This window comes from Microbacterium paraoxydans, from assembly GCF_020524545.1.
In the GTDB taxonomy this organism is placed as follows: domain Bacteria; phylum Actinomycetota; class Actinomycetes; order Actinomycetales; family Microbacteriaceae; genus Microbacterium; species Microbacterium paraoxydans_C.
Genome location: NZ_JAIVLG010000003.1, coordinates 80944 through 97491 on the forward strand (window position 1 = coordinate 80944; position 16548 = coordinate 97491).

15 protein-coding genes and 2 pseudogenes are annotated in these 16548 nt (G+C 65.2%); 11 read left to right on the forward strand and 6 right to left on the reverse strand.

The window, feature by feature from the left end:
• Window positions 1-28 precede the first annotated feature (28 nt).
• The 6 genes and pseudogenes from LC041_RS08440 to LC041_RS08465 all read left to right on the forward strand — a co-directional run bounded on the left by LC041_RS08440 (window position 29) and on the right by LC041_RS08465 (window position 7107).
• Window positions 29-856 (forward strand): ADP-dependent NAD(P)H-hydrate dehydratase, encoded by an 828-nt coding sequence (locus tag LC041_RS08440; RefSeq protein WP_226532669.1) that lies wholly within the window; start codon window positions 29-31, stop codon window positions 854-856.
• Window positions 853-2088 carry a hypothetical protein gene (locus LC041_RS08445; protein WP_226532670.1) on the forward strand — a complete coding sequence of 412 codons (1236 nt, stop codon included), beginning with the start codon at window positions 853-855 and terminating at the stop codon, window positions 2086-2088. Before LC041_RS08440 ends, LC041_RS08445 begins: the two co-directional genes overlap by 4 nt.
• A 4-nt stretch (window positions 2089-2092) precedes the next feature.
• Window positions 2093-2290, forward strand: coding sequence for a thiamine-binding protein (locus LC041_RS08450; RefSeq protein ID WP_374197662.1), 198 nt, complete (start codon window positions 2093-2095; stop codon window positions 2288-2290).
• Between the two features lie 14 nt (window positions 2291-2304).
• Window positions 2305-2616, forward strand: a complete 312-nt coding sequence (locus tag LC041_RS08455) for a thiamine-binding protein (protein ID WP_226532796.1) — start codon at window positions 2305-2307, stop codon at window positions 2614-2616.
• A gap of 555 nt (window positions 2617-3171) precedes the next feature.
• Window positions 3172-3264: pseudogene (locus LC041_RS08460) on the forward strand (DNA-processing protein DprA); the annotation flags it as partial.
• 177 nt (window positions 3265-3441) lie between these two features.
• Window positions 3442-7107, forward strand: a complete 3666-nt coding sequence (locus LC041_RS08465; protein ID WP_226532671.1) for a YobI family P-loop NTPase — start codon at window positions 3442-3444, stop codon at window positions 7105-7107.
• Between the two features lie 164 nt (window positions 7108-7271).
• On the opposite strand, the gene LC041_RS08470 is transcribed toward LC041_RS08465, so the two are convergent.
• The 4 genes from LC041_RS08470 to LC041_RS08485 all read right to left on the reverse strand — a co-directional run bounded on the left by LC041_RS08470 (window position 7272) and on the right by LC041_RS08485 (window position 10763).
• Complete coding sequence (locus LC041_RS08470; RefSeq protein ID WP_226532672.1) at window positions 7272-8135, reverse strand: hypothetical protein; 864 nt, start codon at window positions 8133-8135, stop codon at window positions 7272-7274.
• Window positions 8136-8261: 126 nt separating this feature from the next.
• Window positions 8262-8708, reverse strand: a complete 447-nt coding sequence (locus LC041_RS08475) for a hypothetical protein (RefSeq protein WP_226532673.1) — start codon at window positions 8706-8708, stop codon at window positions 8262-8264.
• Window positions 8705-9877, reverse strand: coding sequence for a hypothetical protein (locus LC041_RS08480; protein WP_226532674.1), 1173 nt, complete (start codon window positions 9875-9877; stop codon window positions 8705-8707). Before LC041_RS08480 ends, LC041_RS08475 begins: the two co-directional genes overlap by 4 nt.
• Window positions 9878-10073: 196 nt before the next feature.
• Window positions 10074-10763: a hypothetical protein gene (locus LC041_RS08485; protein ID WP_226532675.1), complete on the reverse strand. Its 690-nt coding sequence runs from the start codon at window positions 10761-10763 to the stop codon at window positions 10074-10076.
• A 227-nt stretch (window positions 10764-10990) separates the two neighbouring features.
• Between LC041_RS08485 and LC041_RS08490 the strand changes: the two genes are divergently transcribed.
• From LC041_RS08490 to LC041_RS08510, 5 genes and pseudogenes are all read left to right on the forward strand, one after another.
• Window positions 10991-11242 carry a hypothetical protein gene (locus tag LC041_RS08490; RefSeq protein WP_226532676.1) on the forward strand — a complete coding sequence of 84 codons (252 nt, stop codon included), beginning with the start codon at window positions 10991-10993 and terminating at the stop codon, window positions 11240-11242.
• A 3-nt stretch (window positions 11243-11245) separates the two neighbouring features.
• Window positions 11246-11473: a helix-turn-helix domain-containing protein gene (locus LC041_RS08495; RefSeq protein WP_226532677.1), complete on the forward strand. Its 228-nt coding sequence runs from the start codon at window positions 11246-11248 to the stop codon at window positions 11471-11473.
• Between the two features lie 261 nt (window positions 11474-11734).
• A pseudogene (locus tag LC041_RS08500) lies at window positions 11735-11950 on the forward strand (thiamine-binding protein); the annotation flags it as partial.
• 9 nt (window positions 11951-11959) lie between these two features.
• Window positions 11960-13189 (forward strand): MFS transporter, encoded by a 1230-nt coding sequence (locus LC041_RS08505; protein ID WP_226532678.1) that lies wholly within the window; start codon window positions 11960-11962, stop codon window positions 13187-13189.
• A 9-nt stretch (window positions 13190-13198) separates the two neighbouring features.
• A complete protein-coding gene (locus LC041_RS08510; protein WP_226532679.1) occupies window positions 13199-13810 on the forward strand; it encodes an NUDIX hydrolase in 612 nt (203 codons plus the stop codon).
• A 14-nt stretch (window positions 13811-13824) separates the two neighbouring features.
• On the opposite strand, the gene metX is transcribed toward LC041_RS08510, so the two are convergent.
• Entirely contained in the window at window positions 13825-15030 is a 1206-nt protein-coding gene (metX, locus tag LC041_RS08515) for a homoserine O-acetyltransferase MetX (RefSeq protein ID WP_226532680.1), read from the reverse strand.
• A 162-nt stretch (window positions 15031-15192) separates the two neighbouring features.
• A complete protein-coding gene (locus LC041_RS08520) occupies window positions 15193-16515 on the reverse strand; it encodes a bifunctional o-acetylhomoserine/o-acetylserine sulfhydrylase (RefSeq protein ID WP_226532681.1) in 1323 nt (440 codons plus the stop codon).
• Between the last annotated feature and the right edge of the window lie 33 nt (window positions 16516-16548).

The following is a 16548-nucleotide window of genomic DNA, read 5'->3' on the forward strand; positions in this document are numbered from 1 at the left end:
CGGAGGAGCGTCGCACTAACGTGGAGTCATGTTCGAGGTGCGCGAGTGGACACGCAGCGATACGAGCCGGTACGTCCGTGCGCCCACTGCCGCAGACGACAAGTACAGTCGCGGGGTGGTCGCCCTCCGCACCGGCTCGACCGCGTATCCCGGGGCCGCCGTACTCGGTGTCGAGGCCGCCTGGCGGACCGGTGCAGGATTCGTGCGCTACGCCGGAGCGGAGCGGGTGTCCGATGCCGTGCTCGCCCGGCGGCCGGAGACCGTCGTCGGAGCGGATCCGGGCCGCGCGCACGTGGATACCTGGGTGATCGGATCCGGTACCGATCCGGCTCTCCGGTCTGAGGAGGAGAGCGTCGCGCTCCGGGAGGTGCTCGCCGGGACCGTGCCGGTGGTCATCGACGCCGGAGCGCTGGATCTCGCGCCCGGCGCGCGCGCCCCCTTCGTCATCACTCCCCACGCGGGCGAGTTCGCCCGGCTCCAGGAGCGCTTGCGCCTGCAGCCCGGCGGGGGCGTGGAGGCGGTCAGGCAGGTCGCCGCCAAGGTCGGCGGCACTGTGCTTCTCAAGGGGGCTCGCACGCTGATCAGCTCCCCGGAAGGGGAGATATTCGCCGTCGAGGCGGGCACGGGGTGGCTGGCGACGGCCGGAACCGGAGACGTTCTCGCCGGCGTGCTCGGCGTGGTGATCGCCGCGAATCCCGATGCCCCGCTCGCCGAGGTCGCCGCCGCGGGCGCCTGGCTGCACGGTCACGCGGCACGCATCGCGGCTGACGTGATCGATGGCGGCACGGGGCATCCCATCGTGGCGATGGATGTGGCTTCCGCACTGCCGCACGCGATCGCGGACGCCCTCGCGTGAGGCGCGCATCGAGCGGCGTCGTCGTCGTGCTGTGGAGTGTCTTCCTCCTCGTGCATCTACTCACGGCCTGGCTCGGGTGGGTGTACCCCAGTCAGCCGATGGGCGATGTCGTGCTCGTGTACGAGCCCTGGGCGACGTCTGCGCTCAGCGGGGGACCGGTCGTCGGCATCGACGAGACGTGGGTCTACCCGCAGCTCGCACTCGTGCCGATGCTCATCGCCGCGGCTCTGTCGGCGCCGCTCGTTCCCCTGCTCGGCGTCTCCAGCGCGTATCTGGTGGGATGGGCGACGCTCGTGATCGTCCTCGACGCGGTCGCCTTCGGTGTGCTCGTGCGCCGCTCACCGTCGCACGCGCGGCGCGTGGCCGCCTGGTTCTGGTGCGCCGCAGTTCTTCTGCTCGGTCCCATCGCGCTCTACCGGATCGACGCGATCACGGTGCCGATCGCCGTGGTCGGCGGGCTCTGGCTCGTGTCTCGGCCGACCATCGGTGCCGCTCTGCTCGCGGTCGGCGCCTGGATCAAGATCTGGCCGGGAGCGCTCGTCCTGGCCGCCCTCGTCGCGCTCCGGGCACGGATGAGGGTGCTTCTCGGCGCTGTGGTCGTCACGGCCGGCGTCGTCGCCACGTTGCTGCTGCTCGGTGCGGACGCGGAGATCCTCGGCTTCTTGACCGAGCAGACCGGGCGGGGGCTGCAGATCGAGGCCGTGGCCGCCACGCCGTTCCTCTGGCTCGCGGCCGCCGGAGCCGCGCGTATCGAGTACAGCTTCGAGATCCTCACCTTCCAGATCACCGCTCCCGGGGTCGACACCGTCGCCGCCGCGCTCACCCCCCTGATGGCGCTCTCGGTCCTCGCGGTGACGGTGATTGGTGCGCTGAAGGCGGTCCGCGGAGCGCCCTTCCCCCGGCTGTTCCCTCCGCTCGCCCTGACGCTCGTCACGCTGCTGATCGTCACCAACAAGGTCGGTTCGCCGCAGTTCCAGACCTGGCTGATCGCCCCGGTGATCCTCTGGTTCGTGCTCGACCGGGTCAGAGCGCGCGTTCCTGCCGTCGTCGTCCTCGCGCTCTGTCTGCTCACCTGCCTCGTCTATCCGATCGGCTACGACGCACTGCTGCGGGCCGATGCCCTCGCCGTCGGCGTCCTCACGATGCGCAACGTCCTTCTCCTCGTCCTCTTCGTCCTGGGCCTCCGCGCTCTCGTGCGTGTGCCCGTCCGTCATCCGAACATCCAGGAGTGAACCCATGTTGATCGCCTTCTCCGTCGCCCCGAGCGGCACCCCCGCCGAAGGTGCCGAGCGCACCGACGCCTCCGTTCACGATGCGGTGGCCGCAGCCGTGCGTGTCGTGCGTGAATCGGGGCTGCCGCACCGCACGACGAGCATGTTCACGAATATGGATCGTCTAAGGCATGGTTCGGATTTCGACCGCGCCGCCGCTTGAGAGAGGACCTCATCATGTTGATTGCATTCTCCGTCGCTCCGTCAGGTACTGGTCGTGCAGACGGTTCCGTCCATGACGCGGTCGCTGCCGCGGTGAAAGTCGTCCGCGACTCTGGCCTTCCGTCGCGGACCTCGAGCATGTTTACGGAGTTGGAAGGCACCTGGGACGAGGTGTTCGATGTCGTCAAGCGCGCAACCGAGGCGGTGGAGCCGTTCGGTTCGCGGATCTCGCTCGTGATCAAGGCTGACATCCGGCCTGGTTACGAGGGCGAGATCGATGCGAAGATCGAGCGGCTGGAGCGGGCGATTGACGAAATCGAGGAGTGAGGCTTCGACAGCGATGAAGACACCCGCCCGCCTTTAGCTCACCGCAGGACGTCTGCTAGTGGGGACGTCGGACCACTCGACGATGCGTGAGTCCTATGTCGATCGCGCGAAATGATGCATCGCTTCCCGCCGAGGACGAGTACTGGTGTCCCAGGGGCGACACTGGCCGCGTGTCACCGCCAGCGGTGGTGTTCCGTGTGCTGGAGCTTGGTGCTCCGGAGTATCTTGTGGCACTGATTTCAAGATGATGAGTTCCGAATGCGCCGCGTCGTTGTCTCAGCGCTGTAGGGCTCCGTTTTCGCGAGCTCGAGACAGCAAGATCAGGATGGCATTTGGCGTTTCGCCTCGACTCCGCAGGGACAACCGCGTACCCCGGAGCAGGACTCCGCTTCGACGAACACCGGCTCAACGCGTTCGCGACCATCACCCGCCGCGGGACAACTCCAGGGACCTCGAGCACCGTTGACGCACCCGCGTCAGCGCGAAAGACGTGGGCTGCATAACCTGCCTGCCTGCAGGGCGACAAGCTAACGATCGCAACTTGACGTTTGTGCGCGCAACAGACTCATTGCGGCCCTGGGCGACGCGACCATCGTCGTCGAAGCCGGCTGGCGCAGCGGCTCGCTGAACACCACCGGGCAAACGGCGCGTGTGCTCCCGCGGTACTACGTGAGGCGGCAGCTCATGCATATGCGAACTTGGGACGAACCCACGGAAGCGCCACCGACCACACTGGTTCCGCCGTTGGGTGCCTCAACTCATAGGATCTGGATAGACAGCCGCCTGTCCCGGCGTTGTTCCAGCCCTTTGCCATGGAGGATCGCGGTGTTCAATCGTCGTTCAGGACCGGAGGTTCAGGTAGATGCAACGGCTCCCGAGCTCTCGAGCCTCGCTCCTGACTACGCATTTGAGCGCCATGGAACGTACTTCAGCATCCTCAAGAAGACGATCGATACGCAGCCCAAGGTAGCGAACATTGCGCTCGCGGGCACGTATGGGACGGGGAAGAGCAGCGTCCTCCGTCAAGTCGCGAAGGCCTACGAGGGTCGCGTGGTGGAACTCTCGCTTCTCACGCTCGGTGAGCAACCCGACGCTACGGGGCTGCCCGATGATTCCAATCCAGCAGCCGCAACGACGACGAACCGCATCCAAAAAGAGATCGTCAAGCAACTGCTCTACCAGCAGCGGCCAACACGCGCTCCTGAGTCGCGGTTCCGCCGCATCATACGATTCCGCTGGTGGCCCGAGCTCGGAATCGCGGCGAGCGTGAGTTTGGCTGCCGTCGCGATCGCGCTCTTGGCCGGCCTTGATGTAACACTTCAGCCATCGATCGCGGTGACGTTTGCCGATCGGCCGCAATGGGTACCTCTGAGCTTCCTACTGTTGGCCGTTGCTTTGCTGACTGGTTCCATCACGCTTGCGCTCCGAGCCTTAGTGCGAGGGCGTGTGGGGGTAGAGAAAGTCACGGCAGGACCCGCAACGATAACTCTTCCATCGCGCTCGACGAGCTTCTTCGACGAGTACCTCGACGAGATCATTTACTTCTTCGAGGTCAACAAGAGGCGTGACATCGTCATCATTGAAGACTTGGATCGCTTCGATGACCCCCACATCTTTGAGGCTCTCCGCTCTCTGAACGGCCTGCTGAACGCCGCGCAGCAGCTCGATGGACGGAACTTCAGGTTCATCTATGCGGTCCGCGATAGCGTCTTTGAGCGACTCGGGCGGGGCGCCAGCACAGGCATCGATGATGAAGCACATGCCGAATTGGTCCGCGCCAATCGAACGAAGTTCTTCGAACTGGTCGTACCCGTGGTGCCGTTCATCACTCACAAGAACGCACGGGATCTGATGGCGGACCTACTCGAGCGAAGGCGACTTGTCATCTCGAAAGACCTCATCGACCTTGCTGCGCGCCACGTCGCTGACATGCGCCTCATCCACAACATCATCAATGAGTACGCAGTCTTCAAGCATCGTCTGCTGGATGTCGCAACTCCGGTTCCGGAACTCGACCCCGACAGACTGTTTGCGATGATCTTGTTCAAGAACGCGCATATGGGCGATTTCGAGAAGATCCGCCTTGGGTCCAGTTCTCTTGATAAGTTGTGGAGCTTCTGGCGTGTCTTTGTCCGGGCGAACATCGCGTCAATCCGCGAGGAAAACCGTGCCTTGCGGGCGAGTATCAACGCCGAGAAGCGCGCCAAGGATCACGCCAAGGCGGTTGGAAAGGCTGTGCGTACGCGGTTCACGGCTCTCGCGAACGCACCCGGAACAACCCTGAGCGCCGCACACATCAGGTACGGCGGGGACCTGGTGACCGATGATCAGTTGCAGTCTGTTGAGTTCTGGCAGGAGTTCAAGGACCCGGGGCTTCAAGTCCAGGTGAGCGTTAACTACACGGTCCGCGACATGAGCTTCACGCGTTCCGTGTTGGAGGACCTATTGGGGCTGTCGCTTGCGGCAGACAAGTTCTCCTTTGAGGCTGAGGAAGCAAGCAGGCAGGTACTGGAGGAGAACGAAGAGAAGATCAGCATGCTTCGACGGCACACTTGGGAGCGCCTTTGCGGCGAGCCCAACTTTCGACATGCGCTCGAACCTGGCGAGCAGGCGAAGAACTTCCAGAGCTGGACGAAGGATCTCATGCCGTCGCGGCTCGCCGCGGACTTGGTGATCAACGGCTACATCACGTCATACTTCGCGCTTCACGTGTCATCCTTCTACGGCAAGCTGATCCGGCCGGATGCGATGACCTATGTCATGCGATACGTCGAGCACGGTCTCGCGGACATGGACTACCCGCTGGACTCCGAGGACGTCGAAGCGATTCTGAAGGACCAGGGCAGCACAGTACTCGGTGAGCGCAGCATGCTGAATGTTGGGATCTTCGATCACCTGCTCGCCGCGCGATTCAAAGACGCAGAAACCGCCTTCCGCTCAGCTCAGGGCGCAGGGGACGTGTCCGTTTCGGATTTTGTAGAGCGCTACTTCGAAGTTGGCGTCGAGAGGAAGTCCTTTGCGGCGTGTATGGCATCGGTCATGTCGGATACCCTCGCCATGCTCGCAAGCAACGCGACGCTTAGCCCCGATGAGAAGGCGGAGTTCGTCGACGTCGCAATCAACAATCGAGGGCGGGGCGTCAGTTTCGTGGTCGTTCCCGAAGTTCGTTCACTCATTGAATCGCGTTACTTCAGCATGCCGTCGCTCGGTGCAACGGCGGAGCAGACATCCGCGAGACACGTCGTTCAGTTCCTCGCGGCGGTCGGGGCAGTGCTACCGGACTTGCGCGGTATCGGGCCACACGCTGTCGTTGCGCTTCGCGAGACTGATGCCTGGTCGATCACTCTCAAGAACCTCGAGGTTATTACGGGTTCAAATGACATCTCGCTCGATGCCGTCGCCCGATCAGGGAAGGCATCGCTCTCTCACATTGCGGCGAGGCCGAGCGACTATGCTTCCGCGTTGCGTGAATCGGCGACTCAAGCTTCTGTGGCGTCAGCCCCTCTCTTGGTGGCATATCTTCGCGAGGCCGGTGGCGAGAGTTCCGACGCAATTGCGGAGATCATTACGCGTGCGGCTTCGGACTGCGTCGTCGATGACTTGCAGCGGGTTCCGGTGGAGACATGGCCGGCACTCGTTCGTACGCAGCACGCTTTGATGACGGCCAGCAACGCCATCAACTACCTCGATGAATACGACGAAGTCGACGATAACCTCGCGGCCGCGCTCGCGGCGGTAGCGGAGCTAGGTGAGACAGACGAGTTGGATGATGTGGCGAGGGCGCGGGTTGCGGTGGCCGTCATCAACTCACCGTCGGACCTTTTGGAAGCTGAGCATCGCGTTCAGTTGGCCGAGTCATTGGAGCCCGGGACCTTGCCGACCTCCGCGATCGCGCCCCGCTCCGGTTCTCTTATCGGCGAACTAATTAGGGCTGAGATCATTGCGGACGATGAGGAAGCCTTCTCTGCTCGACTCATGGTCGATTGGCCAACACAGGCATCGACGATCGCTCTCTCGGACAACTTCAGCTCGTTCGTGGGCCCTGACTCACTGAGTGCGAGATATGTCTCCCGCCTACTACGCGACAACCAACTCAAGAAGCACCACTATCCAGTGGTCGAGGTTCTCTCGGCATATTCCGATCTCCCGCGCGATGCGTATGAGGCCTTTGCCGAGGGCGCAATGGGCGGGGAATGGAAGCTGAACTTCGGTGGGGTGCGGATGGCCCTGGAAGGCGGCGTGGGAGAGAGAATGACCTTGGAACTCACGGCCAGGTTTATCGATCGTCTGACGGGAGATGAGCTCAGGAGGCTATTGCGAATGCTCAACAGTCCATGGGAGAAGATCGCCGATCCCGGGTTTGGGCTCAAGGAGGTTGCGGATACCCCTTCCGCGCGAGTCATCCTGGACAAGCTCAAGACGGAAGGTGTGGTTTCCAAGTACACTCCGCACAGAACTGGCAGGTTGAGAGTGAGTCTCCGCCAAAGGTAGGCCAAGGTCAGTCTGGGGCGGGGTTGAGTCCGGATGCCCACTGTCGTGTTTCGTTCGCGTGGCAATCTTCTGACTCAGGTGCGAACGCATCGACCAGCTGTGATTACCTAACCGCAGCGGCGGACTCTTCATTGGTGCTCGGTCAGGCCCACGCGCTCACTTGGCTATTCGGACTTGCGATACGTCGTTCTTGGAGCCGGATCGATGGTCGTGAATCCGCCTTTTGGAGTCACGTTCCCCATCGCGGCCAAGTTCTCCAGGTGATTGCGCGTGAAGATCTCGGTGTAGATCATTCGGTCCTGCAGTGATTGCCTGCTGCCGTTCAATGTGAAGCCGGCCCATGCCTGGATCTCAGGCGCGATCGCAACCCCGCGCAGGTCCGCCTGAACCTCTCGTGGAGCGATCGGTCGGCTGCAGGTGAATCGTCCGAGGACGAGTTCGCCCTCGATATGGCGATACGGCGTTACGCTCTCGTCGAATTCGATCTTCACGCCGGGCAGCACAGCAATGCGGATGCGATGGGCGTCGACGCGGCCGAGCCCGACGTGGAGGGAGCGATGCCGGTCAGTGCGTGCGAGTTCGTGGATCCAATAGGTCAGGTTGCTCTCGGGCCCGTAGGGGGACTGGTAGGGCTGTGACTTTTCGAGTGCCTCGACGACATGCGTCGGCAGCATCGACAAGCGATTCGACTGCTGCTTGAACTCTCGAGGGGTCGTGCAGATTGGAAACTGGATTCGCTCAGCCTGCGGCGGCGGATTCCGTCCAGAAAGTGTCGCGGCCAGGGCGTACAGGCCGTTGTCAAGCGCAGCCCGGAGGGCGGCCAGCCACTCGGAGAAGATCAGCGCCATCTCGACCGGAGCGGGCTCCCGCATGACGGCCAGGATCTCCAGCGTGCATGGATCGACGTTTCGAATGTCGATGTCCCACGGGTGCCCATCGACATACGTGCCCCAGGCCGCCGCGAACTCGCCCCGCTTAGCGGCTGCACGTTCGTGTCTGGCGAACGCCATTTCGTAGAGCTCCTGCATGTCGTCACCGCCGAAGTGAGAGTGCCGTGAACATCATGAGGTTGGCTCCTGAATCGTTGGGTCTCTCAGAAGCCTGACATACAGGTCCGACACAGGTCCCCTGTATCCCGGCAGCGAAAATCGTGATCACTCCTCCCAAACCCCGGCCGTCCGGGCGAGGAACCCCTCCCTGGAGCAGGACTCGACGCCGAGCTCCGCGGCCTTGGCGCGTACCGCGTTATCGTTCGAGACGATCACCCAGGTCGGGCCCCACAGGGCCGTGGCTGCTTCTTCCATGCCGTCGAGTGCGCAGGCGATGAGCATCGGGTCGGCGGCGCCCTTGTTCGCGTAGAGGTTCACGAGCGTGGTGTCATCGACCGACACGGTAGCCATCACGGTGCCGAGGTGCTTGAGGACATTCGCGGTGGTCGGGTACTCGACGTCTTTGAACGATGCGGCATCGGGGTACCCGTCCGCCTCGTGGATGATCTCCGATGGGAGTGCGCAGCGATCGTGGAAGAACGCGCTCGCGCGCTGGGCACGGGTGAGGTGCGAGAGGGCGTTGTTGTCGAGGAGGTACAGCTCTTCATTCATCGCAGCGCCGCCTTCAGCTCGCCGAGGTCGGCGGGGGAGAGGCGATTGAGGCAGACAACTCGGCAGAACTCCCGCTCGGTGAGTCGGTGTTCCTCGACGGCGCGGAGCATCCGCGCGGTGAGCGCTCGCCCGCTGTACTTCCGGATCGCGTTGACGGGCTTCGGTTGACTTCGCGGCCCAGGCTTCGGACGGCGCCGGAACTCGGTCTCGAGTTCACCGAGGTACTCGGCGGCGCCCTCGACGCTGAGCTTGCCGAGCCGCATCGCGCGCGCGGCCATAGCGCTCGGGGTGACCTTGAAGGTGTCAGCGGCGCGCTTGACCGCGTCGAGGCTGTCGAGGTCGAGGTCCTGGAGCTCGTGGCGAGGCATGAGGATCTCGCCGACGATGTCGTACTCGCCGCCGGCGTCTGGCGCGTTGCTGTTCGCGTCATACGTCACGGGTGCGAAGATCCCGCGCGCGACGAGCACGGTCATCAGCATCAGGGTGAAGATCTGCCGCCCTGGTGGTTCCTGGAAGTCGCCGTGGTCGCCGCCGGTGAGGAAGATGTAGGGCACATTCGAGTCCCGGACCGTCATACCACTGAAGTGCACGCCGTCGAGGATCTGCGGCATGTAGCCGCGCACGCTCCGAGAAACGAGCACCTGGTTCGCCTCGAGGCGCTCGATGAGCATCTCGAGGGCGATGTCCTTCGTCCTCGCTCGACGGATCGCGTCGAGATCGAGCCCGAGGGCCGCGACGAGCTTCTCGGCATCCGCGTGCACCGTCGCACCTGGCCGGCGCAGGAGCCCGACGATCTTGTTCTTGACGAGCGACGGGTCGTGCTTCTTCGCGAGCGATTGCTTCCGGAGGAGGTCCTTGATGATCAGCTCCACGTCGCGGAGCTTGATCGTGGTCCTCGTGTTGACGGTGAACGTGTCCGGGGCTACGCCCTGCAGCAGCTTCTCCGTCTTCGCGCGAACCTGCGCCTGGACGAGCGCGAGCGGGGCGAAGAACAGCGGGTGCGGCACTTCTGCCTTCCGTGCGAGGTCCACGAGCTCGGTGTAGTAGAGCTCGCGCCGATCGAGAGCGTGGTGGTACGGCGCCCGGCCGTTGACGACGGAGTTCTCGAGTAACTCCTCGAAGACGGCTCGATCGATTGGGACACGTTCTCCGTTGATCAGCACGTCCACTTAGCGGCCCTGCTTTCGCCCCTGCTCGCCCCTCCGGCGAATCGTTCCGACCGACCGCTTCCTCGCAGCCTGTGGCTCGGACGCTACATGGTTCGGTCGAACGAGAGGTCGATCCACGCCGGAACTCGCTCGTCCCCATCCGTCACAGAGCCGTGCTTGGCTTCTTCTCACCTGTCGGTGGTGGCGCGCGCGGCGGCTAATCTGGTCCGTCCGAGCTCCACCCGGGCCCTCCAAGTCGTGCAGTACGGTGGGCCGACGCCCACGCCGCGGCATCGACAAGCCTCCGCTGCGCGTGAAGGTCTCCGAACTCCAGTTCGGATGAGTGAGCGTCGTCGACTCGACCGTCGCGTGCTTCCAGGCGCGCGTCGATCTCGTCGAGCCAGGAGCCGTAGGGTTCCGTGATCGGCATCCCGAGGTAGTGATCGTTGTGTGCGTCGGCGACCGTGGTGTTCCAGAGCCGGTTTCTCTCTTCTCTGCGACGCTCCTCGACGCTCATCGGCCAGGATTCAATCCGGTCGAGGTCATCGAGTAGTTCCGCATCAGCGGTGAAACGCTTCGGCGCGTCTGGCTGCTGCGCCAGTGCTTCGCCGTATCTGAGGTCCCACACAGCGCCGGGATGCTGGAGGAACCGGGTTGGCGCAGTCCATGGCGTGCGGCGCGGCACATGCATCCCCGGCCTTGCCCGGGCTCCCGGAGGGACCCACTCCCGCAGGCCTCGATATCCGATCGGCGCGGTCGGCGGCCAGACCCACTCAAGCGCATCGTCGTCGGCTGCGTCGACGTTCACACACGTCCATCCTCGAGAAAGGAGGGTTGACGGGACGTCGCTGCTGAGCTGCCGGTACCCATTGAGCAACGCTTGGATCTCGTCGTCCGCGGCAGTCACGGAGATCACCGGTGGGCGGAGCAGCAGAAGCGTCCGGTGAGCTTCTTCTGAAGACGCGTGAGTCGCGGAACAGGGAAGAGATGAGCGCGCGCTGGTCCGCGGTAAGCGGCGGGAAGCCGGCCACCGTCTTCATGACCGAGTTATGGATTGCGATGGCCTGGGCGTAGGGGAGATGCCTCAGGTGCCCGGGCACAGGCGGACGCTCAGGGAGGCGCACGGCGGCTTCGATGATCGCCGAGCGGATGGCGGCGGACTTGGAGGTCGTGTCGGCGGTCAGTAGAGCCAATGCCGCCTCCGACTCGTCGTCGAGGATCACGGCGACCGTCTTTCGTTTCGGGCGGCGTTGCATCCTCGGGTATTCGTCGACCATGATCATCGCCTCGCTCTCTCAAGAGAGTCATGGCGATCTTAGACGTGATGCCGGGTTCTATGGAAGCGATAAGTACCTGGAAGCGATGAGTCCCGGTGAAGACGCTTGAGGGGTGGCACTTCCCCTCAAGTCTGTTCTCGGCGCGCGCGTGCGAGAGCTTCGGCTCGCGGAGGGGCTGACGCAAGAGGGGTTGGCAGAGAAGCTCGGCGTCACTCCGCGGTACTTGGCCGGGATCGAGCGGGGAGAGCGGAACCTCACTCTCGACTCCATTGATGCGCTGGCTCACCAGCTCGGCGTGTCCGCCTCGAGCCTCCTCGCCGTGCACTCGGAACCTCGCTGAGTTAGACCGGTCTGTGTCGCGGACGCGCGGGTCAGCGGCGTGAATACCTCCACATCGCTAGACGCCCCGTGTGCCGCCGCGCACGCCGTTGTGATGCCCGTCTTGCGTCACGAGACCCTCCTGACTGAGCGGAAGAGTCCGGCTCGACCATGCCCCCTCGATGTGATCTCACATCGCTCGTCTAAGATATGGTGGCCCCGAGATCCGCGTAATTCCGCGGACGGCGGTCGCGATACGGCTCGAAAAGCACCCATTTCCCCTACCCCCTTTATGTTCACCGAGATCGAGGGGCCAGACTGGGATTCGGTCATGGGCGTCGTGAAGCGCGCGACCGAAGCGGTCATGCCGTTCGGGTCACGGGTCTCCCTCGTGCTCAAGGCCGACATCCGTCCCGGGTACTCGGGAGAGCTCGACGCGAAGATCGAACGGCTCGAGGCGGCGATCGAGGAGGCGGCTGCACGCCCCGGCGACCGCTAAGCTGATCCGGTGAATCCCTCGACGCAATCGAGGGGTGCGGCGAAGTGGGCGCTCCTCTCTCTCGCCATAGGCAGTTTCGGCATCGGCATGACCGAGTTCGTGGTCATGGGCCTGCTGCCCGACATCGCCGCCGACCTGCTGCCCTCGTTGTGGGCGACCCGCCCGGAAGAAGCGCTGAGCCAGACGGGATGGCTGATCTCGCTGTACGCGCTGGGTGTCGTCATCGGCGCCCCGACCATCGCCGGGTTCGTGGCACGCTACCCGCGTCACCGGGTGATGATCGTGCTCGCCCTCGCGCTCACGGTGTTCAACGCCCTCACGGTAGTCCTTCCGACGTTCGAGCTGGTCGCCGCCTCGCGATTCCTCGCGGGGTTGCCGCACGGCGCGTACTTCGGCATCGGTGCCCTCGTCGCCGCCGATGTGATGGGGCCGGGAAACCGTGCCAAGGGCGTGGCGTTCATCCTCACCGGCCTCACCGTCGCGAATGTCATCGGGGTGCCGCTGGGGACCTTCCTCGGTCAGGAGTGGGGGTGGCGGGCGGCGTTCGCGGTCGTGGCACTGGTGTTCGCGCTCGCGACGCTGTGCATCGCACTGTTCGTCCCCGAGCACCCGGGGGATCCCGGGAGAACGATGCGCCAGGAGCTCGGGGTTTTCCGCCGGGCCCAGGTGTGGTTCACGCTCGGGATCGGCGCGATCGGCTTCGGCGGGTTCTTCGCGGTGTACAGCTACATCGCGCCGCTGGTCACCGAGGTGGCGGGGGCGCCCGAGTGGGCGGTCCCGATCGTGCTCGTGCTGATGGGGCTCGGCATGACCGGCGGGAACCTCGTGGGCGGCCATCTCGCCGACATCGATCTGCGCCGTACGCTGCTGTGGGGACTCGCGGCGATGGCGATCGTGTTCGCCCTGCTCGCCTTCCTCTCGTTCTGGATCGTGAGCCTCGGGTTGACGGTGCTCGTCGTCGGATTCGTCTCGTCGGTGCTGAGCCCGACCATCCAGACGCGGCTCATGGATGTGGCCGGCGACAATCAGTCGATCGCGGCCGCGATGAACCACTCCGCGCTGAACATCGGGAACAGCCTCGGTGCGTTCCTCGGCGGTGTCGTGATCGCCGTGGGGTGGGGATTCACCGCGCCGGCCTGGACCGGAGCAGCGCTCGCCGTAGCCGGGCTCCTGATCGCACTGCTGTCGTACCGCCTCGAAGCGCGGCGCCCACAGACGACGGAGCTCGTCGCGTCGTAGAGTGACGGGATGAGTGCCCCCGAGGAATCCTTGCCCGTCGCAGGTACCGTGGTGCTGCTGCGATCCTCGGAGTCCGGCTTCGAGGTGCTGCTGCTGCGTCGACCGGACCGTGGCTCCTTCGCGGGAGCCTGGGTGTTCCCTGGCGGCAAGGTCGAGCCCGAGGACCGGCGCGACGGCGCAGGAGACATCGACGACGCGCGCCGTGCCGCGATCCGGGAGACCTTCGAGGAGGTGGGGCTGCGGGTCGACGATCTGGTCCCGCTCTCCGAATGGCGGCCGCCGACCGAGGCTCCCACCCGCATCCGTACCTGGTTCTTCCTCGCCGCGGCATCGGACGCGGTACCGTCACCCGCCGAGGAGGAGGTCGCTGAGCTGGCCTGGGTGCGACCGTCCGAAGCGCTCGGGCGTCACGGTGCGGGGGAGTGGGCGCTGTACCCCCCGACCTGGGTCACGCTGCACCGTCTTTCCGCGTTCGCGGATGCTGCTGCGGCGATGTCCCGTGGCGGCGCGGCGGAGCTGTTCCAGACGCGTGTCCTCGACACCGAGGACGGCCGTGTCTTCGCCTGGGAGCAAGGCCGTCTCGAAGCCGGTGTGCTGCCGTGGAGGTTCGTCGCAGGCTGAGGGGCGCGGCAGTCTCAGCTGTCGAGGAGTCGGCGGAGGTTCGAGCCGACCGCTTCGGTCTCGATCAGGAACCCGTCGTGTCCGAAGTCGCTGGTGAGCACCACGGCCTCATCGTCGATGACGTGCGGAATGCCGCGGGCGATGCGCTGCTGTCCGTCGACGGGGAAGAGACGGTCGCTGTCGATCCCGAGCACCAGCGTCGTCGCCGTGACGGCTTGCAGCGCCTCTTCGACGCCCCCGCGCCCGCGCCCGACGTCGTGCGAGTTCATGGCCTCGACGAGGGTGATGTAGCTGTTGGCGTCGAAGCGGCGGGTGAACTTGTTGCCGTGGAAATCGAGGTACGACTCGACCGCGAAGCGCCCGCCGTGACCGAGCGGGGAGACGTCGGACTGCCATGACCGCTGGAAGCGCTGATTGAGCTCGATCGGGCTGCGGTAGTTCAGCAGAGCCATGCGTCGTGCCAGAGCGAGACCGCGATGGGGGCCGTCGCCGTCGGAGAGGTCGTAGTACTCGCCGCCCTGGAAACGCGGATCCATCCGGATGGTCTCCAGCTGCACGGTGTTCAGCGCGATCTGGTCGGCTGTCGTCACCGGCGGGGAGGAGAGGACGGCGAGTCGCTGCACGCGCGCGGGGTGGGTGGCGGCCCACTCCAGGGCATGCATTCCTCCCATCGAGCCGCCGATGACCGCAGCCCACGTGTCGATTCCCAATGCATCCGCGAGCCGCACCTGCGCCGCCACCTGATCGCGGATCGTCAGGTAGGGGAATCGCGATGCCCACTCGTATCCGTCCGGGGCGACACTCGCCGGGCCGGTGGATCCCTGGCAGCCGCCCAGCATGTTCGGCGCGATCACGAACCAGCGTTCGGTGTCCAGCGGTGCGCCGGGGCCGGTGATGTCCTCCCACCAGCCCGCGGTCGGATGGCCGGCGCCCGCCGTCCCACGCAGGTGGCTGTCGCCCGTGAGCGCATGGAGGACGAGGATCGCGTTGTCGCGGGCGGCGTTGAGTTCGCCCCAGGTCTCGTAGGCGATGCGGATGCCGGGCAGCTCCGCACCGCTCTCCGTGGCGAACGGTCCGAAGGCGGCGAAGCGCCTGCCGCCGACAGGGTCGCCGTCGCGCCATGCTCCGGTCGCCGGAGGGCGGGCGCGGAGAAGACGCACGTCGGCCTCCGTCACGGGTGCAGACGGCACCGTGTCCTCGGAGGTCGTCTGCCAGTCCATCCCTCCATTGTCGCGTGGCCGGGGACGCATCGGCGGCAGGTTACGCTCGCGCGATAGCCAAGATCCGGTCGACGCCCCCGCACAGCGTCGACGCCCCACCTGAGAGACGTGATTCAGGTGGGGCGTCGACGGCCAGACGGGGTGTCGACCGGACCAGCGGAGTCAGGCGCGGGCGGCCTCCGACACGGCTCGTGCCGCGGCGAGAGCCTGGTCCAGATCGGCCTTGAGGTCCTCGATGTTCTCGATGCCGACCGAGAGGCGCACGAGACCCGGTGTGACACCGGCCGTGAGCTGCTGCTCGGGCGTGAGCTGCGCGTGGGTGGTCGATGCCGGGTGGATGACGAGCGAGCGGACGTCGCCGATGTTCGCGAGGTGGCTGAACAGCGACAGGCTGTTCACGAACTCGCGCCCGGCCTCCACGCCACCCTTCAGTTCGAACGACAGCACGGCACCGACACCCTTGGGCGCGTACTCGTTGGCCTTGGCGTACCAGGGCGAGGACGGAAGTCCGGAGTAGTTGACGGTCGCGACATCGTCACGGCCGTCGAGCCACTCGGCGATCTCCTGAGCGTTCTGCACGTGACGCTCGATGCGCAGCGACAGCGTCTCGACGCCCTGGATGAGGTTCCACGCGCTCTGCGGGGCGATCGCGGAACCCAGGTCGCGCAGCAGCTGCACGCGGGCCTTGATGATGTACGCGAGGGGGTCGCCGACGGCGGCGGTGTAGCTCGCGCCGTGGTAGGAGGGGTCCGGAACCGTGAGACCCGGGAACTTGTCGACGTTCTTGGACCACTCGAACGTGCCGCCGTCGATGATCACTCCGCCGATGGTCGTGCCGTGGCCGCCGAGGAACTTCGTGACCGAGTGCACGACGATGTCCGCGCCGAACTCGAACGGACGGATCAGGTACGGGGTGGCGATCGTGTTGTCGACGATCAGCGGCACACCGCTCTCGTGCGCGACGTCGGCGACGGTGCGGATGTCGAGGATGTTGATCTGCGGGTTGCCGATCGTCTCCGCGAAGAAGAGCTTCGTGTTCGGGCGGACAGCGCGACGCCATTCCTCGGGGTCGTCCTGGTTCTCGACGAACGTGACCTCGATGCCGAGCTTGGCGAGGGTGTACTTGAAGAGGTTGTAGGTGCCGCCGTAGATCGAGCTCGAAGCGACGAAATGGTCTCCCGCCTGGGCGATGTTCAAGATGGCGAAGGTCGAGGCCGCCTGTCCGCTGGCGAGCACCAGCGCGCCGGTGCCGCCTTCGAGGGCGGCGAGCCGCTGCTCCAGCACGTCCTGCGTCGGGTTCTGGATGCGGGTGTAGATGTTGCCGAACTCCGCCAGTGCGAACAGGTTGGCCGCGTGGTCCGCGCTGTCGAACACATACGAGGTGGTCTGGTAGATCGGCGTGGCACGCGCCTTCGTGACCGGGTCGGGGGCGGCGCCGGAGTGGATCTGCTTGGTCTCGAAGCGCCAGGACTCAGGTGCGGACATGTGATTCCCCCAGGAGTGGTCGGAAGGTCGGAT

What these genes read in the sequence shown, in the direction of transcription:
- LC041_RS08450 (WP_374197662.1), top strand. Translation starts at nt 2,093, where the DNA reads ATGTTGATCGCCTTCTCCGTCGCCCCGAGCGGCACCCCCGCCGAAGGT.
- metX (WP_226532680.1), bottom strand. Translation starts at nt 15,030, where the DNA reads ATGGACTGGCAGACGACCTCCGAGGACACGGTGCCGTCTGCACCCGTG.
- LC041_RS08490 (WP_226532676.1), top strand. Translation starts at nt 10,991, where the DNA reads ATGATCGCCGAGCGGATGGCGGCGGACTTGGAGGTCGTGTCGGCGGTC.
- LC041_RS08440 (WP_226532669.1), top strand. Translation starts at nt 29, where the DNA reads ATGTTCGAGGTGCGCGAGTGGACACGCAGCGATACGAGCCGGTACGTC.
- LC041_RS08520 (WP_226532681.1), bottom strand. Translation starts at nt 16,515, where the DNA reads ATGTCCGCACCTGAGTCCTGGCGCTTCGAGACCAAGCAGATCCACTCC.
- LC041_RS08455 (WP_226532796.1), top strand. Translation starts at nt 2,305, where the DNA reads ATGTTGATTGCATTCTCCGTCGCTCCGTCAGGTACTGGTCGTGCAGAC.
- LC041_RS08510 (WP_226532679.1), top strand. Translation starts at nt 13,199, where the DNA reads ATGAGTGCCCCCGAGGAATCCTTGCCCGTCGCAGGTACCGTGGTGCTG.
- LC041_RS08470 (WP_226532672.1), bottom strand. Translation starts at nt 8,135, where the DNA reads ATGCAGGAGCTCTACGAAATGGCGTTCGCCAGACACGAACGTGCAGCC.
- LC041_RS08475 (WP_226532673.1), bottom strand. Translation starts at nt 8,708, where the DNA reads ATGAATGAAGAGCTGTACCTCCTCGACAACAACGCCCTCTCGCACCTC.